17 protein-coding genes are annotated in these 22,303 nt (G+C 41.3%); 5 read left to right on the top strand and 12 right to left on the bottom strand.

The genetic code is table 11. The annotated features are described in order from the left end of the window. Positions 1 to 4: 4 nt before the first annotated feature. Together E2P86_RS07515 and pdxH are read right to left on the bottom strand one after the other, a co-directional pair. Positions 5 to 496 (bottom strand): NADH-quinone oxidoreductase subunit C, encoded by a 492-nt coding sequence (locus E2P86_RS07515; protein ID WP_234991194.1) that lies wholly within the window; start codon positions 494 to 496, stop codon positions 5 to 7. Between the two features lie 4 nt (positions 497 to 500). Then, positions 501 to 1,157, bottom strand: a complete 657-nt coding sequence (gene pdxH / locus E2P86_RS07510) for a pyridoxamine 5'-phosphate oxidase (protein WP_134432043.1) — start codon at positions 1,155 to 1,157, stop codon at positions 501 to 503. Between the two features lie 176 nt (positions 1,158 to 1,333). Here pdxH and E2P86_RS07505 point away from each other — a divergent pair, with 176 nt between their 5' ends. The 4 genes from E2P86_RS07505 (at position 1,334) to E2P86_RS07490 (ending at position 5,659) form a co-directional block, all read left to right on the top strand. Beyond that, on the top strand, positions 1,334 to 1,900 hold the full coding sequence (locus E2P86_RS07505) for a YqgE/AlgH family protein (protein ID WP_134432040.1): 567 nt from the start codon (positions 1,334 to 1,336) through the stop codon (positions 1,898 to 1,900). A gap of 62 nt (positions 1,901 to 1,962) precedes the next feature. Continuing rightward, complete coding sequence (locus E2P86_RS07500; protein ID WP_134432037.1) at positions 1,963 to 3,990, top strand: M3 family metallopeptidase; 2,028 nt, start codon at positions 1,963 to 1,965, stop codon at positions 3,988 to 3,990. An 89-nt stretch (positions 3,991 to 4,079) separates the two neighbouring features. Beyond that, the gene (locus E2P86_RS07495; protein ID WP_085472808.1) at positions 4,080 to 4,418 is read left to right on the top strand and encodes a DUF2853 family protein; all 339 of its coding nucleotides are present in this window, start codon (positions 4,080 to 4,082) and stop codon (positions 4,416 to 4,418) included. Between the two features lie 80 nt (positions 4,419 to 4,498). Then, positions 4,499 to 5,659, top strand: coding sequence for an MFS transporter (locus E2P86_RS07490; RefSeq protein ID WP_134432034.1), 1,161 nt, complete (start codon positions 4,499 to 4,501; stop codon positions 5,657 to 5,659). Here E2P86_RS07490 and E2P86_RS07485 read toward each other — a convergent pair. From E2P86_RS07485 to E2P86_RS07475, 3 genes are all read right to left on the bottom strand, one after another. Then, on the bottom strand, positions 5,656 to 6,765 hold the full coding sequence (locus E2P86_RS07485) for a DUF3810 domain-containing protein (protein WP_166785163.1): 1,110 nt from the start codon (positions 6,763 to 6,765) through the stop codon (positions 5,656 to 5,658). The two genes, E2P86_RS07490 and E2P86_RS07485, sit on opposite strands and share 4 nt — an antisense overlap. Beyond that, entirely contained in the window at positions 6,746 to 7,804 is a 1,059-nt protein-coding gene (locus E2P86_RS07480; RefSeq protein ID WP_085472805.1) for a nucleoid-associated protein, read from the bottom strand. Before E2P86_RS07480 ends, E2P86_RS07485 begins: the two co-directional genes overlap by 20 nt. Before the next feature lie 82 nt (positions 7,805 to 7,886). Beyond that, the gene (locus E2P86_RS07475; RefSeq protein WP_240775588.1) at positions 7,887 to 8,792 is read right to left on the bottom strand and encodes a histone deacetylase family protein; all 906 of its coding nucleotides are present in this window, start codon (positions 8,790 to 8,792) and stop codon (positions 7,887 to 7,889) included. A gap of 108 nt (positions 8,793 to 8,900) precedes the next feature. Between E2P86_RS07475 and E2P86_RS07470 the strand changes: the two genes are divergently transcribed. Further along, the gene (locus E2P86_RS07470) at positions 8,901 to 9,560 is read left to right on the top strand and encodes a YceH family protein (protein WP_085472803.1); all 660 of its coding nucleotides are present in this window, start codon (positions 8,901 to 8,903) and stop codon (positions 9,558 to 9,560) included. A 233-nt stretch (positions 9,561 to 9,793) separates the two neighbouring features. On the opposite strand, the gene E2P86_RS07465 is transcribed toward E2P86_RS07470, so the two are convergent. The 7 genes from E2P86_RS07465 to E2P86_RS07435 all read right to left on the bottom strand — a co-directional run bounded on the left by E2P86_RS07465 (position 9,794) and on the right by E2P86_RS07435 (position 22,295). Further along, positions 9,794 to 10,999, bottom strand: coding sequence for a purple acid phosphatase family protein (locus E2P86_RS07465; RefSeq protein ID WP_134432028.1), 1,206 nt, complete (start codon positions 10,997 to 10,999; stop codon positions 9,794 to 9,796). A 60-nt stretch (positions 11,000 to 11,059) separates the two neighbouring features. Beyond that, complete coding sequence (locus tag E2P86_RS07460) at positions 11,060 to 12,796, bottom strand: RagB/SusD family nutrient uptake outer membrane protein (protein ID WP_134432025.1); 1,737 nt, start codon at positions 12,794 to 12,796, stop codon at positions 11,060 to 11,062. A 3-nt stretch (positions 12,797 to 12,799) separates the two neighbouring features. Then, positions 12,800 to 16,069, bottom strand: coding sequence for a SusC/RagA family TonB-linked outer membrane protein (locus E2P86_RS07455; RefSeq protein WP_134432022.1), 3,270 nt, complete (start codon positions 16,067 to 16,069; stop codon positions 12,800 to 12,802). Positions 16,070 to 16,542: 473 nt separating this feature from the next. Further along, positions 16,543 to 18,018, bottom strand: a complete 1,476-nt coding sequence (locus E2P86_RS07450) for an alanine/glycine:cation symporter family protein (RefSeq protein ID WP_134432019.1) — start codon at positions 18,016 to 18,018, stop codon at positions 16,543 to 16,545. A gap of 159 nt (positions 18,019 to 18,177) precedes the next feature. Next, positions 18,178 to 19,272 (bottom strand): serine hydrolase domain-containing protein, encoded by a 1,095-nt coding sequence (locus E2P86_RS07445; RefSeq protein ID WP_134432016.1) that lies wholly within the window; start codon positions 19,270 to 19,272, stop codon positions 18,178 to 18,180. A gap of 281 nt (positions 19,273 to 19,553) precedes the next feature. Next, entirely contained in the window at positions 19,554 to 20,687 is a 1,134-nt protein-coding gene (locus tag E2P86_RS07440) for a TlpA disulfide reductase family protein (protein WP_134432013.1), read from the bottom strand. 63 nt (positions 20,688 to 20,750) lie between these two features. Beyond that, on the bottom strand, positions 20,751 to 22,295 hold the full coding sequence (locus tag E2P86_RS07435; RefSeq protein ID WP_085472796.1) for a RagB/SusD family nutrient uptake outer membrane protein: 1,545 nt from the start codon (positions 22,293 to 22,295) through the stop codon (positions 20,751 to 20,753). Between the last annotated feature and the right edge of the window lie 8 nt (positions 22,296 to 22,303).

Below are 22,303 nucleotides of genomic sequence, written 5' to 3'. Positions count from 1 at the left end.
TGTATTATTTAATTGAAATACCGTGATATGTTTCAGGATCCTGATAGTCCTTGCGTAAAGGAAATCCTACCCAGTCATCCGGTAATAGGATACGACGCAGATCGGGATGATCGGTAAAGAAAACCCCCATCAAGTCAAAAGCCTCTCGTTCGTGCCAGTCCGCTGTGCGCCACACCTTGGAAACCGAAGGTACTTCCGGCAACTTATCCATTGTTCGCTCATTCTCCACATCAACTTTGAGTACCAGTTGAGTCTGATAGGGAATAGATGTGATATGATAAACGACACTGAAGCGATTCTCAGGATAATGATCTACCGCAGATATATTCGCCAGGAAATCAAAATAAAATCCTTCTGAGTCGCGCAACAACTTGGCAATAGACCGCAAAAAGAAGGGCGACACCTGAATAGCGGGCTGCAACCCATTTCGTTCCACAGCGACAATAGCAGCATCCCCAACATGCGCAGTAATTAACTCTATTACTTTATCCATCATATTTTTAAGGTGCTATTCTAAATCGTGTCCACTGCAGTTCTGCATCACGTTCATACACGACACGATCATGTAACCGGCTACTGCGTCCTTGCCAAAACTCCACATAAACAGGCTCTACAAGATAACCGCCCCAATGTTCAGGTCGCGGGACTGCATCTTGCGTTTGATAAATCGCTTCCAGCTCAGCTACACGCTCTTCTAAAACCGACCGATCCTTAATTACATGACTCTGGGGCGATGCAATAGCACCGATTTTACTCATCTTAGGACGTGACGCAAAATATTCGTCCGAATCCTCTTGTGGTAATTGACGTACCAATCCCTCAATCCGCACCTGCCTTTGCAACTCCGGCCAAAAGAATAAGAGACTCACTTTGTTATTCCCTAACATGGATATCCCCTTCTTACTTTTATAATTTGTAAAAAAACTAAACCCTTCGGGCTTGATATCTTTTAGCAATACGACCCGAGAAGATGGGTATCCATCGGTACTGTTGGTGGCCAATACCATCGCATTGGCTTCAATTACCTCCGCATTAACGGCCTCTTCGAACCACTTCTTAAATTGTTCAATCGGTTTCGCCAACGTATCCTTTTCATCCAGACTATATTTACTATAATCTTCACGGATCGCGGCTATATCTTTATGGATAATGGACATATAAATCGTGTTTTATACTGTATACAAACTTAACTAAAAGGCATGGAAAACGACGCATAAAAACAGATAGATTAAGTAGGGTAAAGCTCATTTTTTTGGAGTCAGAAAAAAAAGTTGTTAAATGAAGCAATTTGTTTTAACTTGATGATAGTTTTAAGGCTTTAAAAAAATAAGATATGTTTAGCGCATTTAACCCCAAAAAAGGTAGCTTGTTGTTGTCTGAGCCTTTCATGCTAGACAGTAATTTTAAGCGGTCTGTTATTTTACTTTGCGAGCATAATACCGAAACCGGCAGCATGGGTTTTATCTTGAACCACCGCTCGAGTTTACTTCTCCAGGATGTTGTACCCAACATAGAGAACGACACGATCCCAATTTACATCGGTGGCCCTGTAGAGATTGAATCATTATTTTTTCTGCATCATGTACCAGACAAAATTCCTGGTGGCACCCATCTGATCGACAATATTTATTTTGGAGGGGATTTCAACCAGGTAACATTTTTACTCAATGCCAACATGTTAACCGTGGACGAAGTAAAATTCTTTATTGGCTACGCGGGCTGGGGCAATGACCAACTCGCGCAAGAAATAGAAGAAAACAGCTGGGCCGTACATAATAAATTCCCCAGCGACATTCTTTTTCTGACCGATGGCGAAGACCTTTGGAAAGAAGCACTCATCAGCTTAGGCCCCAAGTATGCGCATGTGGCTAATTTCCCACAGAGCCCGGACTTAAACTAAGCGGCATTTCAAATTACTATTTACCTTTTTTGGGTATTGCCAAAATACCCTAACTTTACCTCATGAGTATATTAAACAGCGTATTTAAGACGGTGCATGATACAGCACCCTTTTCTCAGATAAAAACGAGCGACTACCTACCTGCTTTTGAGCAAGCACTTGCTCTAACGCGAGCAGAAGTAAATCGTATCGTTAACAATACCGAACCTGCATCCTTTGAAAATACGATCGAAGCCATGGCCTTTTCGGGCATGCAATTAGATCGTATCTCTACGATCTTTTTCAACTTACATTCGGCGGAAACGAATGACGAGATGGACCGTATCGCTCAAGAGGTGGCGCCACAATTGGCTGAGCTGGCGAACGATATCACACTGAACCAAGACTTGTTCAATCGAATAAAACAAGTCTACGAAAACAGAGAAAACTTAACATTAACTTCTGAGCAAGAAACACTGCTAGAAAAGTCGTACAAAGATTTCACCAGGAATGGAGCTTTACTCGCTGATGATGATAAAGAGAAATTGCGTAAGATCGATGCTGAATTAGCGGTTGTCAAGTTAAAGTTTGGCGAAAATGTACTGGCCGAAACAAATGCTTATCAATTACATATAACAAAAGAAGAAGACCTACAAGGATTACCTGCCGGTACCGTTGAAGCCGCACAAGGGCTCGCAGAAAGCCTGGAAAAAGAAGGTTGGATTTTTACATTAGATTACCCGAGTTATATCCCTTTTGTAACCTATGCGGATAATCGCGCTCTACGAAAAGAAATAACAATTGCGGCGGGCAGCAAAGCCTTTCAAGCCAATGAGTACAATAATGAGACACATGTACTAAAGATTGTTAATTTGCGTTTCCAACGCGCACAACTCTTAGGATACAACACGCATGCAGACTTCGTTTTAGAAGAGCGTATGGCACAATCGGCAAATAAAGTCAATGAATTTCTAGAAGACCTGCTTGTAAAGGCGAAACCAGCTGCCCTGCGGGAATTTGATGAGCTGCAACAGTTCGCGCGCGATAAAGATGGTATTACCGCTCTTGAAAAATGGGACGGTGCATATTATTCGGAGAAATTAAAACAACAAAAATTTGATCTAGATGATGAGAAATTAAAACCTTACTTCAACTTAGATTATGTTCTTTCTGGCGCTTTCCAGGTTGCGGACAAGTTATTCGGGCTGAAATTCACGGAAGTGGACAACATCGACAAATACCATCCCGATGTACAAACCTTTGAGGTACGTAATGAAGATGGTTCATTGACCGCTATTTTTTACGCAGACTTCTTCCCTCGAAAAGGAAAACGAAATGGTGCGTGGATGACTTCCTTCAAGCCGCAATATAAGTTGGATGGCAAAGAGGAACGTCCGCACGTTTCGATCGTTTGTAATTTCACAAAACCGACAGCGACCCGACCTTCTTTACTCACATTTAATGAAGTAACAACGCTCTTCCATGAGTTCGGACATGCCTTGCATGGTATGTTAGCTAATACTACGTACCCTAATTTATCGGGAACATCGGTCTTCTGGGATTTTGTAGAACTGCCTAGTCAGATTATGGAAAACTGGTGTTATGAACAAGAATGTTTAGCCCTCTTTGCCAAACATTACGAAAACCAAGAATCCATCCCGATGGAGCTGATCACTAAAATAAAAGAATCGGCCTCCTTCCAGGAAGGCATGGCAACTATGCGACAATTGAGCTTCGGTTTGCTGGATATGGGATGGCATGGTCAGGATCCCTCTACGATCTCGCAAATAAAAGCGTTCGAAAACCAACATTTTGCTTCTACAAAGCTATACCCTGATGTTCAAGAAAATGCGATGAGCCCGTCCTTTTCTCATATTTTCAATGGTGGCTATGCTTCGGGTTACTATAGCTACAAATGGGCTGAAGTTTTGGATGCCGATGCATTTGATTACTTTCAACAGCATGGCATCTTCAACAGGGAAATAGCTGATAAATTTAAAGACAATATCCTTTCAAAAGGAGGGACAGAACATCCGATGATTCTTTATAAAAGGTTCCGCGGGCAAGAGCCTCGCGTAGAGCCATTACTAAAAAGAGCAGGCCTCCTTTAGGTGACAAAAAAACTAAGAAAAAAGCTTTCTTTTAAGAAAAATCATCTGTAACTTTAAGGACAATCATTGTATATCTTAAAATTAAATTTATGAGTAAATTAGATGAAAAAGTAGCGGAATACGCTGCTGAAGCAAAAAAATTAGGCTTATCTATTGATGAGAAATTACTGGCTGCAGTTACCAAAGGTCTAGGTCCTTCTATTTACAATGAAGATTCGGAAACCATCGCGGCGACAGACCCAGAAGAGATTGCACGTGTTAAAAACAACTTCTTAATCAAAAAATTAGGATTGAGTGATGGAGCAGATCTGGATAAAGCAATTGACGAGGTTATTGATCAGGTAGGTCGTTCCAACCGAAATAAGTATAGAGCGATTGTGTATACCTTATTGGTTACGAAATTTAAGAAAGAAAGCGTTTACGCATAAAGAAAAAAAGGTGAATCTAAGATTCACCTTTTTTTATCTCCCCCAGAAAGGCTACCTTTGGCCTCTTATCAACTTACTCCATGAACAAAGCACTTATTGCATTAGCATTTGGCGGCTTGGCCATTGGCATGACCGAGTTCACGATGATGGGAATTCTTCCCGATATTGCTAAAGATATTGATGTCGACATTCCTACCGCCAGTAATCTGATTGCTTTATATGCATTAGGCGTCGTCGTGGGAGCTCCCACCCTCGTTGCTCTTACTTCCAAACAATCACCTAAAAAAGTATTGCTCTTTTTGATGCTTTTATTTTTTGTGTTTAACGGATTCTTCGCATTTGCCCCGAGTAAAGCGCTCTTGTTTACAACGCGTTTTATTTCTGGTTTACCGCATGGCGCATTTTTTGGTGTCGGATCTGTTGTGGCAGCACGATTAGCGAAACCCGGAAAGGAAGCACAAGCCATATCGATGATGTTTACAGGCATGACCATCGCCAATCTTGCAGGGGTACCCCTTGGGACATATATCGGCCACCATTACTCCTGGCGTATTACCTATGCTGTCATTAGTTTACTCGGCTTGTTGACCTTTCTGGCTATTTATGTGTGGATGCCTAAGTTCGAAGCCAATAAAAACAACAATATCCTCAAGCAGATACGTTACTTCACACGGTGGGATGCTTGGCTTATGGTGGGAGTAATTGCTATTGGTACCGGCGGTCTTTTTGCCTGGATCTCGTATATTGCTCCACTGGTGACACATGTATCAGGACTTGATCCGGATCGGGTTCCTTTTATTATGATCTTAATCGGTCTGGGTATGTTCTTTGGAAATATTATTGGTGGTAAACTTGCGGACACCATATCTCCATCAAAAGCCGCCATAACAAGCTTTTCCGCGATGGCCATTTGTTTGGTGGTCGTCTTCTTCACCGCACATATCCAAGAATTAGCATATCCTATGGCTTTTGTTACGGGGATGATTTCTTTTACGATTGGTTCTCCCCTTCAGATGATGCTCATCAATAACGCAAAAGGGGCCGAAACATTTGCCGCATCAGCGGGACAAGCTAGCTTTAATATCGGGAATACCTTAGGAGCGTATCTAGGGGCTATTCCGATATCACTTGGCTATGCCTATAACTATCCCTCCTTAATTGGTGTAGGGATGGCAACGATTGGAGCCTTGCTAGCCTACGTTTTTCTAATCAAGGTCGTTCGTCCACAAATGAATGTTTAAAGTTTTTTTTTAGCTTTTTGCTGAACCTCCCATGCAACAACCATTCGGCTCATCATAGAATAACGTTCTATCCCTTCCGGCTGGTTGTTGTGTTGCAGGTACCCGCTATAGAGATAACTGGTCAGCCCTTCGACCCAACCGCTGTATTTTTTCCAGAATGCGCGCTCTGTCGCTATATCAGCTAGCACCAAGGGCGATAGCTTTTTGTAATAGATCTTGAACAGTGCTTCATCCTCGGCGCGCAGATTCCGCAGTAAATACTGCACGGTTTCATACGCCGCCGCATAGCGATACCAGGGTTCAGGGTGATCCACTAATTTTAAGAAAGCCGCAAAATTACATTCATCCTCAAAACCAATACCCATTTGATGACCGAGTTCGTGTACCACTGTAAATGGATAGGAAACAATAGGCATTTTTTCATTCACCTGCACCTCATGGGTAAAAGGATTAAAATATCCTGTCACAGTGAAATATGATACGAGCGTACTTGATAAAGGAGACTTCGCCTGTACCTGTGTATGTGATAGTATAGGGCTCAAGTCCGTGTCTTGCTGCATTAAAGCCTGTAACTCCATTTTTGCTTTACCCTTATCTAATTGTTCCGGCACAATACCATTACGCAATGAATTACAGCGATCTATATATTTATCCAACACAAATAGATAATCACTTTTTTTCAAGGCATCAACTTGTAGATCGAGATGATGCACCATGGGGATTCGGTAGTAATTCAGGCCCCAGCTGAAGTAAAAGAAAAGATATAAACTGAGAACAGTTAGGGTGAGCTTTAAGAGATAATGCCAAGCAGCTTTAAAATGACGACGCCACACTTCTCGGAGCAATTGTAAACACAGTAGCACTATAAAAACAACTACCGCAACATAAAACAGATCTCCGAAACTAAAGGGCAGCCATCCAAAGAGTACTTTGGGTACATAACTGAAATAGCTGTAAAAGCCTTGACTGTAATATTTCTCGATCCAGGATGGATAGTGCTTGGCCAACTCACAACCGATGAGCAATAGAAAGCATATCCCAATCCCCCAGTAAAGCGAATTGGAATATGATTTATGATTTTGTTTTCTACTGACTCTCGTTTTCAAAATACAACTTGTAGTAGTTCATACCCTTGTCTTCATCGAAGCCTGTCTCCAAGTACTCCCGCTTTCCATGGACATAAATATGAAAGTTCTTATCCAATTTGATGACCGATTTATACGAAGAAGCCATCTTTTTGACCGCTGGATTGGCAATTTCAAAATTCGCTTGAAACGGACTGTCAAATTCATCAGCAAAAGATTGCTTATATTCTTTAAACAAGGAAGCCGCCTGTGGGTTAGCGATTACTTCTTCTTCAAATTCAGCTTCATCAAAGGTCTCCTTCGTCTTAAAATAATCCATGGACCGATTTAACAGATCAATCTTATCTGCTTTCTCTAACTCAAACACTTCATCAAGTTTCTCGGTCACGAAGTTTTTATAAACCTTCATCAAATTACCGGTCTGCTGAAAATTATCGTTTCTAGGTCTTATTTTTAAAAAATCATCTTTCCAATAGACCGCTTCGGATTGGTTCGTTTGGTCTACGACTAATACCTTATACCCCTCCTCTTGATCGACATTCACGATAACAACACCTTTATCTAGTTTGTTTATATTGATTGCTTCCTGCTCGTAATCGACTTGAAAACCACCTGTATTCGGATAAACCTTTAAGTAAGCTTCCTTATTTTCAGATTTAAAGAAACCAATAGCACGATGGTCCTCACCTTCCATCTGCACATTTTTTAGGGCTACAACATATACTTCGCCGGCTTTAATCTTCGGGTGGTCAGAAACTTCATACAAATGCTTTGCAAGCTGTTCCGACATATCATGGAAAGACATTTTATCCTCAAAATACTGTTTAACAAAGTAATAGACTTCATTCAGTTGCAGGTCGTCATTGGGATGATAAAAACGATACACCTCATTTGCTTTACTGAAAGGCTTCATAAAATATTGCATCAGTAAATCAGGTAATACCTCATCTTCAGATAGATCTACCGGATTATCCGACAACACATAAAACTCATCTTGGGCTTTGTTTCCAACACGGTGAATGGACAACGACTCAAAAGTAGCATCTTGGTGAAAAAACATATAATTCTTATTCTATTATTTAAATAATGATACAGGCAAAATACTCAAAAAAGGTAGAAAATCCCGTCTAATCTTTCCTTTACTATAGGTTGTAACAAGCAATCGCGGCTTTAAAGGTCGCGACATGCGCATTAACAATATCCTTGATATCAATGGAATACCCCCCTCCCATACTTACCTGAATAGGAGTTTTATAGTTTTTTGCATAGGAAAAAACAAGAGCATCCCTGCGCTGGCAACCTTCCGCGGTCAGCTTAAGCTTACCAAGTTTATCGGTTGCGAGGACATCGACCCCAGACTGATAAAACACAAAATCCGGACGGATTTCCTCAAAAAGTTCAAAAAGGTGTGTTTCCAATAAAGACAAATAGGATGCGTCATCAATACCATCTTCCAAAGGGACATCGCGAAAGGAACGTTCTTTGATAAAGGGATAATTTTTATCCGCATGCATGCTAAAGGTAAATACGGATGAGCTGCCAGCAAAAATATGCGCTGTACCGTTTCCCTGATGTACATCGAGATCGATGATCAAGACCCGGGCGGCTAGCTTCCGCTCCCTTAAAAAGCATGCTGCTACCGCTTGATCATTGACCAAACAAAACCCTTCTCCAAAATCCCGTCCCGCATGATGGGTACCTCCCGCCGTATTAAAAGCGATACCATGCTCCAAAGCATAGAGGCTTCCTTTCACGGTTCCGTCAACCAAGTATCGTTCACGATCTACCAGAGCTTGAGTCAAGGGAAAACCAATACGGCGAATCATCTTTTCGCTCAGCTTCAAATCCAGTAAATCATCAATATACGACTGATCATGCGCCATATAAAGAACTTCTTTTGTAGCCAAAGATGGTTCAAAAAAATCAGCCTGAGACACGACACCTTCGCGCAGTAATTGGGCAGGTATCAGCTCATACTTTAACATCGGAAAACGATGTCCTTCACGTACTGGATGTATATAGGCGGGGTGATGGGCAATATGTAACACAAAATTCTTTTATAAGAACGAAGGTACTAAATCCTTTCTCTTGCTGTGTCCGAATTTTGAAAAGTGTTTATTTTTCCTATCTTCGGTTCACATCAAATCAATTAGACAATGGAAGAGAATAACAACCTACCTATTTTAAACGCTGAAGAACTTCGTGTGTTAGGCTCATTGTTAGAAAAGTCAAAGACGACACCAGAGTATTATCCGATGACATTGAACAGTCTACAGACGGCTTGTAATCAAAAAACATCGCGCAAACCTGTTGTCTCTTACGATGAGGGAACCGTTATTCAGACATTGGATAGTTTGCGTAAAAGAGGCCTCGTATCCACTGTTGTTGGCGGAGGTAGTCGCGTTACTAAATATAAGCACAACCTGGCCATCCAGTTTCCACTCATACCACAGGACCTAGCCGTATTATGCTTACTGATCTTACGTGGGCCGCTTACGGCTGGTGAAATAAACTCAAACGCAGGTCGATTGTTTGATTTTGAAAGTATTGAAGAGGTTCAAGAAGTGTTAAATAGACTAAACGAACAAGAGCCACCTTATGTTAAGTTATTGCCAAAGCGTCCCGGACAAAAGGAAAGCCGATATGTACATTTACTAGGCGATGTGAATGAAGAGGACTACGACCTGAGCAACCCCGTATCCGACAATCAGTCTGGATCCAAAGTGCAAGCGCTAGAAGAACGTGTCCAAACATTGGAAGAACAACTAGCGACACTCCGTGAAGAGTTTGATAAATTAATGGAACAGTTGAGTTAATATGTCACCGCTTTTCAGGCAATAATAGGGTTCGATTTTAGATTTTCTTTCTACCCAAAGAAAGAAAATCTAAAATCGAACCACTACTTAGGCACACATTTTGTTAAGGTAGTGTTAAGCAGCATAATTAACACCTTAACATGAAAAGAACACCATTAACGACCTTTATATTACTTGCCGTAATTGCATTTATTATGATTTTTGCCACAACTTGTTCTGGCCTTGCTTAACAATTAAGGCTTTACCAATACCTCGTCGACTGTTTTCCCTTGTTGATCCAATACTTTAAATAAACCTCTACTTGGGTTCAAATCTACCTGTATCAAATTATTATTTGAATTTACAATGATGGGGAAATGTACCTGATTATTAGCTTTTTGGATTATGTGTTTATGGAGGTGTCCGGAAAGCATAATCTGAACGCCTGCCTTATTTAATATCGGAACAAACTTTTCCAGAATCTCCAGCTCACCATGCCATCCTCCAAAGGGAGGCATATGACAAATTACCACTTTATAACGGGCAGAGATAAACGCAGGATCTTCAACGGCCTTAGCAAGCCACTTTGCTTGTTGGGTCCGATAATTATCCATATCCACAATACCGCTATACTCCATATCGGAATCAGGCTTATCCTCACCGCAGTCCAACACAATGAAGGCAGCATCACCCTGACGAAATTGATAATACAATTTGCCTGTCGGGGTGGGGAAATATGCAGGATAGGAAACCGCAAAAGGGCCTCTCGTTTCATGGTTACCCCGTGCATAATACATCGGTTTTTCACTCGCAAAACGCTTTATAGCCGTATCCATAAAATCTTGAAACATCTGGTCCTCGCTCAATAGACTATTAGCCATATCACCGTTAAAAACAATGAAATCCATCGCTGGAAGATTAGAATGATCCAACAGCGTCTGCATCACCTCATTACGCCCATGTATATCATTGATCACCGCAAACTTAGTGGATGCACTATTGCCTAATGTCTTAAACTGAAGCGGAGCTTGTTGATAGACCCCTGTAGCAACTGTTTTGCCATAATCGACGTTCACGCCAACATGTTTTAAGACCTCCGTGCTATATACGCGATAGCGGTATGTTGTACCAGGTGTTAGTCCTTCAAGATTAACCTGATGCACGGTGCCAACATTTTTAAAGCCATAATTCGTTGCGAAGAAGCGCGGACGCTCTACCCGGTAGAAATGCGATGAATCATCAGGCGCCAATTCAACCCATGCTATTGCAGGCCGGTTTGTTGTCCATATGACCGATACGGAGGTTCCAGTAAGTCCCTGTATATAGGGTTGGTGCGTTATCGTTATTGGACTTTGCGTTTGTCCGTTTACTGCTGTGATAAACAGTAACGTCAAAACACTGCACAAAAGCAGTAAAGAGTAGTATTTTTTTAACACAATAAAAAGATTTAGGTTTAACATAATAAAGATAGGTATTTCCGCAGGATGAACATGGAAAATACCTATCTCATTATCTATTGATTACTTCCAGTTTGGATTCTGTTCCAAGTTAGGATTCAATTCAAGCTGATCTATCGGTATTGGATAGAGATAATCTTTACTTTCATCAAAAGCCTTTTTAATATGTGAGTTCACGACTACATTTCCTTTTTTCCCTTCTTCAAGTAGAATTTCGGATCCCAGTTTCAATAACTGTATGCCAGTCGCTGTAGGCTTCGTATCTTCATATATCCAAACATCATCCTTACCGTCACCATCAAGATCATACTTACCAATACCCGGAAAATACATACCCTTGAACTGTTTGGTTACCAATTTACCAGCCTTCCAGCGTAAGATATCATCCCAGCGGAAAGATTCCATCACTAACTCAATCCTTCGCTCTCGCCTAATTTCCAAGATCGGCCCTTGAAAAGCCCCGGTTACCAAGGGATAATCATTGGCCATAAAAGCATCCACTGAAGCTTTCGCCGCAGCGAGATCCATATTAGGCATGCCAGCGCGATCACGAAGGGGTTTTATGGAAATATTGATATCCTCCTGCGTTAATTCACCCAGCTCTGCCCTTGCTTCCGCATAGTTTAACAACACTTCGGCATATCGAAATACTGGCATGTCGTTCTCAGACCGATTAAAGTTATCGTACTTCGGATCGCCGACATATTTTATCAACTGATAGCCCGTCACAGAATTACCAAAATTCGGCGCTAATGTTGCGGCACCACCAATACGTTTGTAGCCCGGTGTACGGATCGTTTGACTTAAGCGTGGATCACGATCTTTTATTTCCTGAAGGAAAGTCATCGTTTGGTAGTTCGCTTTGTCGGTAAAACGAGACCCATCCTTCATCAGGTAAGAATTCACAAAATGCTTATCCAATCCAGGTTTACCATAAGAGGCCGTAATCGTATAATAATTTACATTATGCCAAATCTGCAAAGCATCTGAGAATTTACGGGCTAAAATAATCTCTTGTGGCAAACTATTCACCGAATAAAACAGTGCCCCATAAGAATTATCGCCAGCTCCCATATAAATACTATATTGCTTTCCATCGATCACCTGCTTAGCTGCCTCAGCAGCTTTTTCCAACAATTCTTTCGCATTCGGCAACGTTAGGTTCGTATGATATTTGCGAAAGGTTCCTTCAAATAAGGCTATACGAGATTTTAAAGCCAATGCAGTCCATTTCGTTACTTTTTCGTCCGAAGACTTCGTCTCTAGATTTTTGATCGCAAAATCTAAATCTTGCATAATAGAATCCACGATAAGCGTGCGCGGATCTCTCTTTTTCTTCAAGAGCTCTTCATCGTCTGGGTTTAATACCGTGTTATACCAAGGAACATCACCAAATCGCTTTAATTTATCAAAGTAGAAATAGGCTCTAAAAAAGCGTGCTTCGGCAATATAGGGAGCCGCTGTGGCAGCCGATAGCGTGTTTGTAGCATTCCCTAAAAAGAAATTAATATTACGGAGGTTCGTCCAGGTCCAACCGCCACCATTTACAGGAACCTGTCTTTTACCTGTTAACTCATCATCAAGTGTGTTTTTAACAATGTTATCCACCGACTCGTTGTATACGCCTTCTGCTGATGGCAATACCTCGTAAAAAGATTTTGTAAACAACTCCAGATCTTTAACGGTCTTAAAAGAAGCTTCTGGAGAAATGGTAGATTCTGGATCACGATCCAAATAGTTTTTGTCGCAACCTTGCAAACAAAGCCCAATAGTAATATATAAAAAGAATAATTTTTTCATGTCTTAGAATGTTAAGTCCAAACCAAAAGAAAATGATTTTGAAATGGGATACGAACGCCCATTGGTTTCCTGCGCAGCCTGCTCCGGATCGATATATTTGGAGCGTAATTTCGTCGCTGTCCATAGATTTTCTCCAGAGACATAAATACGCGCATTACCGAGTTTCACCCGTTGCAGCAATTTCTGCGGAATGCTATACCCAACCGTTAAGTTTTTCAATCGGATATAAGCCAGGTCCTGAAGATAACGATCGCTCTTAACGTTCAATGAACCTCTATCATTCAATGCGATATAGCCGCGTAATAAAGGATAATAAGCATCTGTATTTTCAGGCGTCCACACATCTGCTTCAAAATCTTTCGGTACAAAAGAATAATACGGACGAGAATAAGGACCCCAGAATTTATCTGCATTCGCACCAGGCCACCAATGCTGTCTTCCTATCCCTTGAAAAAATGCAGACACATCAAATCCTTGCCAGTTTGCACCCAGGTTAAAGCCAAATGTGTAACGCGCTCTACTATTTCCGATTATCATTTGATCCCCCGGATTCGTCAATGTATTTCTACCGTTGTTCACCTTACCATCTGGCGCTCCATCCGGTCCGCCCCCGATATCCACAAACTTGAGATCGCCGGCTTGTAGTTTAGTCCAATCTCCTGAAGCACTTAAACGCACATTATCCACATAGTCTTGGTTTATTTTCCAGTTGGCTGCCTCCTCATTAGACAGGAAGAAACCATCTGTTTTGTACCCCCAGATCTCCCCTAACGTTTGCCCGACGTAATAGTTACTCAACAACATCTCTTTATTATCAAAACGGGTAATCTTCGCTTTAGAGTCAGATAGGCCGATACCAATATTGTACCCAAAAGGTTTATTGGCCACCATAAATTGATCGCGCCATGCAAGTGACAATTCCCATCCCTTATTCTTCAAATCGCCAGCATTCGTCTTCGGCGATGCGGCACCAAATACCGCTGGAAGCGTCTTACCTGCAATCAGCATATCCAAAGTTTCGCGAATAAAGTAATCGAATGAAGTCGTTAAGCGTCGGTTTGCAAACTCCAAATCAACACCATAGTTTAAGGTACTGGTACGCTCCCAGGTAAGGTCCGCCGAAATTGGGGTCGGTGCACTTAGATATTGTGTTTTAGTACCTTTAGTAATATAATTAGAAAGACCTGTATTTAGCTGCTGTATATAGCCGTAGGGATCCGCTTCGACTGCATTCCCCAACGCCCCATAAGACATCCGAAATTTAGCCTCATTTACGATCGGTTTGATCGACGCCATAAAAGGCTCTTCCGACACACGCCAACCGGCGGAGAACGAAGGAAAGAAACCATAGCGTTGCCCTACCGGAAATTTAGAGGTCCCGTCATAGCGACCATTCACCTCAATCAGATACTTCCCTTTGTAATCATAATTCACACGTCCAAAATAACCTTGAAGTGCCCAGGTATTCGCCCCGCCAAGCAACTGCATCTGCCCGGTTCCTAAGGCGAAATCGTTTAGATCTTCAGATAATAGATTATTGTGCGTTCCACCGATACGCTTATACCCCGTCTGCTCTCTGTTAAACCCTATTGTAGCGCCCAGATGATGATCTCCCAGCTGCGTATTGTAGTTCGCAAATAAGTTCAGTGAATGCTTGGGCTTATTCTCGATTATTTCTGTGAAGGTATCGTTCCCCAACGTATTGATCACGCCCGGAAACACAGACCAAGGGGCTGCAACACGTCGCGTAAACGACTGGATCGGATTATAGGTGAATGTATAATTGGCGGTTACACTTAAATCTTTATGCAGTTGGGCCACGGCCTCAAACATATTGATAAATTCATATTTCTTTTGCCCACCTTTTGATTTGCCGTACAAAAGATCGGCATAAATACCATCTCCAATATTGTAGTTATTCAACTCTGTTCTGTAGGTTGCTGTACCGTCCGGATTCACCGGCACATAGGATGGTAAGGCGTGTACCGTGGTGGAGATAAAGTTGTTATTGTTGTCCGGATTTGTTGCCCATCCCGGGAAGGTGTAATTTTGATAATTCAACTGCGAATTACTGCTCACTTTCAACCAAGACGTTACCTGTGCATTGATTCGCGAGCGGACATTGTATGCATCGAACTGATCTTGATTGAGCTTCATCAATCCCCCCTTTTCATACAAACGGCCTGAAATATAATAATCGATCTTTTCATTACCTCCCGAAAAGTTCAGGTTATGCTCCATCCCAGCTTGATTCTTCCGATACATCTCATTCCACCAATCTGTACTTCCATAGTACACATATTGATCCTTACCATTACGATGCTGTATCACGACCGACGGTAGGGATGGATCTGTTTTGCGCTTCAGCAATTCGGCATAATCCTCAGCTGTATACCCCGTATAGCTATTACCGGTATGGCGCATAAACGCCTCATCGTTTAATCTTGCCGCATCATAGCCGGATGTCATAAAGTCCGTGCTAACCGTTAACCCTGCCCAACTAAAGTTATTACTATAGTTGATATTCATCTTCCCTTCTTTTCCTTTCTTAGTGGTTACCAACATTACCCCAAAAGCACCTCGTGCTCCATATATAGCGGCGGCTGATGCGTCTTTCAAGACCGATATCGATTCAATATCGCGTGGATTGATGGTATTTATGTTTCCCGGCACACCATCGATCAGGACCAATGGAGAAGCATTTGCTGAATTAATAGAAGCAAACCCACGTATATTAATATTTCCCTCACCCCCCGGACGGCCATTGGTAAATGTAATGTTAAGGTTAGGAACCGCTCCTTGCAAGGCTTGCGCGGCATTAGCTACCGGTCGGTTGTCCAGAATCTTGGAATCGATCTGCGTCACCGCCCCCGTTAGATTTACTTTCTTTTGGCGTCCATAACCAACAACCACAACCTCATCCAATGATTCGTCCGACCGCTGTAAGGTTATTTCTTTCCGGTTCCCATCTGCTTTGATTACTTGACTCTTATAGCCGACCATAGATACACGGATATCAATCCCTACGGCAGCAATAATTTCAAATATCCCATTATCATCTGTTTGCACCGTTTCTTTGGTCTGGAGGTTTAACACAGAAACACCAGACATCGACTGTCCGTCCTCATTACGAACGACACCCCGAAGCTTTCCCTGCACATAAACAGTAGCGTGATAATTCGGATCCAGGTCTAATAGCCGCGCACTGGCGTTTGACCAAGGATAAAGCGATAGGCCTATGAAAACAGGCAGCAATGCATAATTCCTTTTCATGTAGATTTAGTTAATTTCTTTGTTCGGCAAAGAAAGAGTTTATAAAATTGGGTTAATATTATCCTTGTGTTAATAAATATTAAACAGATAAAATGAACATTAACGCGCGGCACAATGTAACATCAACTTAACATTGAGCACAATACGAGAACTAATTCAGTATTTTTCTTAAATTTTGGCTGATGATTAAAAGGTTATTTAATCAATTATAAAGAAATAATTATAGATAGAAAAGAAAAAATAAAACACAATCGATTGCGCAAAAAAACAAAACGAAAGTATTAGAAACCAAATGAATAAAAAAAGGTTATTAGAGGTTGTTAATGAAAGATTTCGCACCACAAAAAAGACTGTGGTGCACTTACAACAAATATCAATAGAGAACTTGATGACCTTACGGTGTTCGTACCACCTACATTTTCTACAACGACTTGTTCAGATTTAGGTTAAATATTACGGTTTACAATCATATGTTAATCCCAAAAATCGGCATTCTTTATACCAATTTCTTTTGCACTAAAAGTCGGATCCTTTATGCCTGCTTTTCGTTTGTTTTTATAGTCTTTCCATACCTTCATTGCCGTTTTACTCAATAATAAAATCGCAATGAGGTTGACCCATGCCATTAATCCTACTCCAATATCGCCGAGATCCCAAGCTTGGTTGGCTGTTTTAACCGTACCGAGGTAAGTCGCTCCTAAAAAACTGATACGAAGCAACCAAATAACGGGCTTGAGAAAACGACCTTTAAATATATATGTCACATTAGTTTCCGCATAATAATAGTAAGCCATGATAGTCGTAAAAGCAAAGAAAAACAAAGCTACTGCAACAAATTGATGCCCGATAGCAGGAAAATGTGAGGCGATGGCAGCCTGGGTAAATCCATCGGCCTCAATATTTGGAACATTATTTACAATATACGTTTGTGCCTTACCACTTTTATCAAAGGTTTCTGCCGTATTGAACATATTCGTAAAAAGAATCATTAACGCCGTCGCGGTACAAACAAACAGTGTGTCTACATAAACTGAAAAAGCTTGCACCAATCCTTGTTGCGCGGGATGTCTGACATCCGCGGCCGCGGCCGCATGTGGTGCTGTGCCTTGTCCTGCCTCGTTTGAATAGATCCCTCTTTTCACTCCCCAAGCAATAGCCATCCCAACAATGCCACCAAAGGAAGCATCCAGGCTAAAAGCCGACGAAAAAATAAGCTTGAAAACAGCTGGAATTTCTGAAAAATTCAAACCTATAATAACAATAGCCATCAGAATATACGCTCCCGCCATAAAAGGAACGATAAACTCTGATGCTTGTCCCAATCGCTTTACACCACCAATAATAATAACCGCCAAAAGTACGATAATTGCTAACCCAACTATACTTAAAGGAAATTCGATTCCAAGAAAGGGAACAATACTGTTCTGGTAATCGAAGGCATTAGAAATCGTGCCATTGATCGCATTACTCTGCACCCCTGGCAAGAGAAGTCCTGTACTTACGATGGTCACAACGGCAAATAGTACGGCGTACCACTTTACACCAAGTCCTTTTTCAATGTAATAAGCCGGTCCGCCTCTATATTCACCATCAATCACCTGCTTATACAACTGTCCTAACGTCGCTTCAACAAAAGCAGATGCTGATCCAAGAAAAGCTATAGCCCACATCCAGAAGACAGCACCTGGTCCACCCATATAAATAGCGGTAGCAACACCAACAATATTCCCTGTTCCGACACGCCCCGAAATTGCTAAAGCAAAAGCCTGAAAGGAAGAAATTCCCTTATCCGATTCCCGTTTTACAAAAAGCAAACGCAACATCTCCCGAACATAACGCACTTGCAAGAAACCTGTCCTAATGGAAAAATAAAGGCCTGTAAATAGACAGAGATAAATGAAGAAGTTGCTCCAGACAATATTTGAAATTGCTTTTATTGTGCTTTCCATAATTAATGGTATCGGTTTTATACTTTTATTTTACATCATAAAGAACGGTTTTTTTTATCCAAAAAAGGCAGAAAATCCGAAAACATTTCAAACAATCTGCCTCAACATAGACTAATCGATTTCTAACCTTTAACAGATGACTTACTGGATGTCGATTTATTAATCGATCAATAACTTTTGGAACTCTTTTCCGATAAATGGATTAATGATATGTTGAAAATCCTTTTGCAAGGTAAAAACAGTAATCGTTGCATCAGATTGCGGAGAATAAATCACATCTGTCCCCCACCAACCGCCATGGTAATACGCATTAAATCCCATATCAAAATGATAGAGTCCTAAGCAATATCTGGATTGTTCTGGCGGTAAAACATGGGTATGCATAGCTTCCAGAATCCTTTTATCTTTTATGATTTTCCCGTCGAACAAATACTGAAAAAACAAAGCACACTCTTTGGCTGTTGCAGCAATACCTCCACCTCCATACAAATCCCAGGACGGATCTATATCGAAAGAATCCCAACCATATTTACGCGCATATTGATGCGCAAGTGAAAGAGTATTCTTAGGAAAATTTTCTAAGTCAACGAACCATGTCTTTGTCAGATTCAATGCATTAAACTTTAACAGATTTCGAATCGCTTTATAAAATGGTTGATGCGTTTTCTGCTCAATAATTTCAGTTAAAAGCAAGTAATTAATATCTCCATAGCTAAATTTTTCGCCTGCTGGTTCGGGACTTCCCAAACCAACCGATCTTTCCATTTGCTCTTCTCTTTTCCATTTATAGGTAGGATTTTGATTCACAAAATCGAAATATGCTTCATTGACATAGTCTACAATGCCAGAGGTGTGTGATAACAAGTTTTTCACCGTTATCTTATTCAAATCATACCCCACATTTTCGAACAATTCACGTGTTTTTTCCGATAGCAACGTGCGAATAGGTTGATCAATCCGTATCATTTGTTTTTCGACCATTCTAAGTATTGCTGCCGCAACGTATGGCTTAGTATTACTGGCGACCAAAACAGGTTGCTGATCCTGTAGTGGTTCATTTGTTTTGATATTCGACACCCCTATCGCATAGCTCCACGAAATACCTCGTTTCGGTGCCTCCACATGAACAATGATTCCTATGGCATCTTTATTTTTATCAAAAACCGAATCTACTTTATTCTTAAAAACTATCTCTAGTTGAGCAAACCCTAGAATTGGCATACACACCAACCATAATGATATTATTTTCTTCATATTAAATATCTTATAAACAACTGAGGAACAGGAGCAATATTCTCTACCTATTCTTTATCTCAATCGCTATTGTCTTATTGATCATCAAGCGAATATAAAATAGTTTTTTCACATAAATCGGACAAAACTTCACACCTTACATTTGATATGGATTGATGGTTATTCAAACTGTCCACAGGCTTAGACACAGGGGCAATTCGGTATCATCTATTCAAACAAAAAATCCCGCTAGCGGGGAGCTAACGGGACATTTTTTTAATGTTATATTCAGCAGCTTTGCCTTATTCGCCTAACAATTCAATAAGTTTCTTCTCTAGTCCTGCGCCACGAAGGTTTGTTGCTAAAATTTTTCCATCAGGACCGATCAAGTAATTTTGTGGTATTCCGCGCACCCCATACAACGTAGAAGCAGCATTTTTCCATCCCTGTAGATCACTCACTTGTGTCCACTCCAATTTATCATCCGCTACCGCCTTTAACCAATTATCTTTCTTACCTGGATTATCAAGAGAAACACCAAGCACCGTAAAATTCTTTCCTTTAAATTTATGGTATGCTTCGACTACATGTGGATTTTCAGCACGACAAGGACCACACCAAGATGCCCAGAAATCTAAAAGCACATATTTACCACGAAAATCAGACAATTTCACCGGCTTATCGTTTGGATCATTCTGCGTAAAGTCAGGAGCTATAGCGCCAATTGCAGTAACCTTTGCGGTGGCGATACGTTTCTTCATCGCTTCCCCTGGAGCTGAATTTTGTACCGCGGCAGAAAGTGCCTTAAAAGCAGGTTCAACAACGTCTAAATCCATCTGATAACCTGCGATATCCTGAAGGGCCATCAAACTTGCAATAGAATTTGGGTTTGCTGCAAGATATTCCTTTTGCAACGCCAACTTCTGCTCCCCTAACGGCTTCATTGCAGCGCGCACACGTTCCATTAATTTAGGATCCTTACGTTGTTCATCGGTCGCATCATACCACATGTTCTCCGCCGCCCGAGTTGCCGTAGTAACCTTTTCCAATTTCTTCGCATAGCCCACATAATCCAAGCCTACTTGAGGGCCGGAGAAAGAAGCATTTTTGATTGAATCATTAGCTGCCAATTTGTTTAAGCCCGTATGCACATATAAACTATAGCTATCACCGCCACCGTTCGCGCTCGGTTTATCTCCGACACGTTGTACGCGTACCGTCATTAATGTAGGGCCAGCCACATTACCGTTGAACGCAAATTTACCGCCTTTCAACTCAACAGAGTCCGTAACATTACTATCAGGCGTGCGGTAAGACAAGAACACTTTCGCATTCTTTGGTGCTTTTTTAAGTGCACCTTCAATTTTAAAATTTTCTTGCTGCGCCCATACACACATCGGTAGTAAGAACAGCGTACTTAAGAGTGATTTTTTCATTTTTCTAGATGGTTAAGAAATCCGGATACCCCACCCCGATGGGAAGGACTATCCGGATTAAAATTAGTTTTTTATTGGTAAATAAGTTGTATTATTTGGCTGCAAGCCCCATTGCGGATTAAGATTAATAGTAGGGTTGTTTATCTCTAACGTATAAAACTTCGAATTAACCTCCGCCGAGTACGTTTTACCGCCTACAACATGGTCGATTTTTGTTTTTGCCCACGGCTTACCGGTATCTAGCGCCAAGCGTTTAACATCCATTGTCCGTTGGTATGTACCAAGTGGCAACTCGCGACGACGTTCCTTTAGGATCTCTTCCAAGAGTTGATCTTGGCTTAAAGAAGCACCGTTTGGCAAATTTTTATTCGTTCCCGCATAGCGGTATTTACGAAGCAAATTTAAATCTGCCAATGCAACCGAGAGCTTATTCAAGCGCGCATTTGCTTCTGCTTTCATCAACAAGAGCTCTGGATTGGTAAGCCCTTGGTTATCGACCATTTTCGCATCTCTATAGTAATATACTTTAATACCATCATCATACTTAACACCTCCAACCGTTATAGAATAGCCTAACGATTTTAAGGCAAACAATTTATAGCGAAGGTCGTTCGTTTTATCGAAAATTGATAAGAATTCATCCGACGGATAATGTCCAGAACTTGACGGCGTCATGCGGTAGAACAGCTGCTCACGGTTGTCCGTCTGACGAATAAAATTATCCTGCCCAATTAGCTCTAATCCGACTTCGACATCCGTACCCGGTGAAGGAGAAGCATTGGGATCTGGTTTGTAATAGAATTTGTTATAATCATAAATTGCATTATCTACCGACCCTTTGTTCGCTAAAACTTTGGTCCAAGCCAACTCCGCATTCTCGGACATTTTAGCCCAATCCCTTTTGAACATATAAAACTGAGCAAGAAGACCATGAACAGCTGCCAAGCTGGCGCGTGATGGATTCCCCACATTATCCGGAGCTGTACGCGCTTCCATCAAATCTTGCTCCACCAAATCCATAATCTCCTTTGTCGTTGCTAAATCCGGGTTTGCCACAATCGGTGAACTCGCCTTCCGATATGGTAAAACCTTCTTATCATTCGCAGCACCTGGATCATACATCGGTCCGTAAGCTAGTCCGCCTACCATATACGACCAAGCCCGTCCCGCTTTGGCCTGACCAGAAATAATTTTGCCCAAATCGGAACCCTCCGCTTTTAAATTCGTCACCTCATCGATAACCGTATTGAAAATCGCTGTTGCGCGATAAATCCCCCACTCCCAAGCATATTGAGGTTTAGTAGGATCTGAATAAGGATGATAAAAAGTATAGGCCGCATAGCGATCCACATTGGGATGCGTACTCAGGTACAAATACTTTTCTTGGTTGACACTGATCTGAAGGTTATCCCCTAGAAAGGCATAAAATGAACCTCTGTTATTATCGATAAAGTGGTAGTCAATCGTACGCGTATTGTTTAGTAGATTCTCTAAATCTTCCACTTTTGTAGGTATCAATTGCCCGACCGGTTTCACATCCAAAAACTTCGTGCAAGAACTGCTTACAAGCGCTCCTGAAACCAGTATGGAATAAAATATCTTTTTCATATTAAATG

The sequence above is a fragment of the Sphingobacterium psychroaquaticum genome (genome assembly GCF_004421025.1).
Taxonomy (GTDB): Bacteria; Bacteroidota; Bacteroidia; order Sphingobacteriales; family Sphingobacteriaceae; genus Sphingobacterium; species Sphingobacterium psychroaquaticum.
The sequence above is the reverse complement of the archived record's forward strand: the minus strand, read 5'-3'. Positions and strand labels throughout refer to the sequence as shown.

What these genes read in the sequence shown, in the direction of transcription:
- E2P86_RS07470 (WP_085472803.1), top strand. Translation starts at nt 8,901, where the DNA reads ATGGAAGAGAATAACAACCTACCTATTTTAAACGCTGAAGAACTTCGT.
- pdxH (WP_134432043.1), bottom strand. Translation starts at nt 1,157, where the DNA reads ATGTCCATTATCCATAAAGATATAGCCGCGATCCGTGAAGATTATAGT.
- E2P86_RS07455 (WP_134432022.1), bottom strand. Translation starts at nt 16,069, where the DNA reads ATGAAAAGGAATTATGCATTGCTGCCTGTTTTCATAGGCCTATCGCTT.
- E2P86_RS07465 (WP_134432028.1), bottom strand. Translation starts at nt 10,999, where the DNA reads ATGTTAAACCTAAATCTTTTTATTGTGTTAAAAAAATACTACTCTTTA.
- E2P86_RS07500 (WP_134432037.1), top strand. Translation starts at nt 1,963, where the DNA reads ATGAGTATATTAAACAGCGTATTTAAGACGGTGCATGATACAGCACCC.
- E2P86_RS07440 (WP_134432013.1), bottom strand. Translation starts at nt 20,687, where the DNA reads ATGAAAAAATCACTCTTAAGTACGCTGTTCTTACTACCGATGTGTGTA.
- E2P86_RS07450 (WP_134432019.1), bottom strand. Translation starts at nt 18,018, where the DNA reads ATGGAAAGCACAATAAAAGCAATTTCAAATATTGTCTGGAGCAACTTC.
- E2P86_RS07505 (WP_134432040.1), top strand. Translation starts at nt 1,334, where the DNA reads ATGTTTAGCGCATTTAACCCCAAAAAAGGTAGCTTGTTGTTGTCTGAG.
- E2P86_RS07490 (WP_134432034.1), top strand. Translation starts at nt 4,499, where the DNA reads ATGAACAAAGCACTTATTGCATTAGCATTTGGCGGCTTGGCCATTGGC.
- E2P86_RS07435 (WP_085472796.1), bottom strand. Translation starts at nt 22,295, where the DNA reads ATGAAAAAGATATTTTATTCCATACTGGTTTCAGGAGCGCTTGTAAGC.
- E2P86_RS07495 (WP_085472808.1), top strand. Translation starts at nt 4,080, where the DNA reads ATGAGTAAATTAGATGAAAAAGTAGCGGAATACGCTGCTGAAGCAAAA.
- E2P86_RS07480 (WP_085472805.1), bottom strand. Translation starts at nt 7,804, where the DNA reads ATGTTTTTTCACCAAGATGCTACTTTTGAGTCGTTGTCCATTCACCGT.
- E2P86_RS07445 (WP_134432016.1), bottom strand. Translation starts at nt 19,272, where the DNA reads ATGAAGAAAATAATATCATTATGGTTGGTGTGTATGCCAATTCTAGGG.
- E2P86_RS07460 (WP_134432025.1), bottom strand. Translation starts at nt 12,796, where the DNA reads ATGAAAAAATTATTCTTTTTATATATTACTATTGGGCTTTGTTTGCAA.
- E2P86_RS07515 (WP_234991194.1), bottom strand. Translation starts at nt 496, where the DNA reads ATGATGGATAAAGTAATAGAGTTAATTACTGCGCATGTTGGGGATGCT.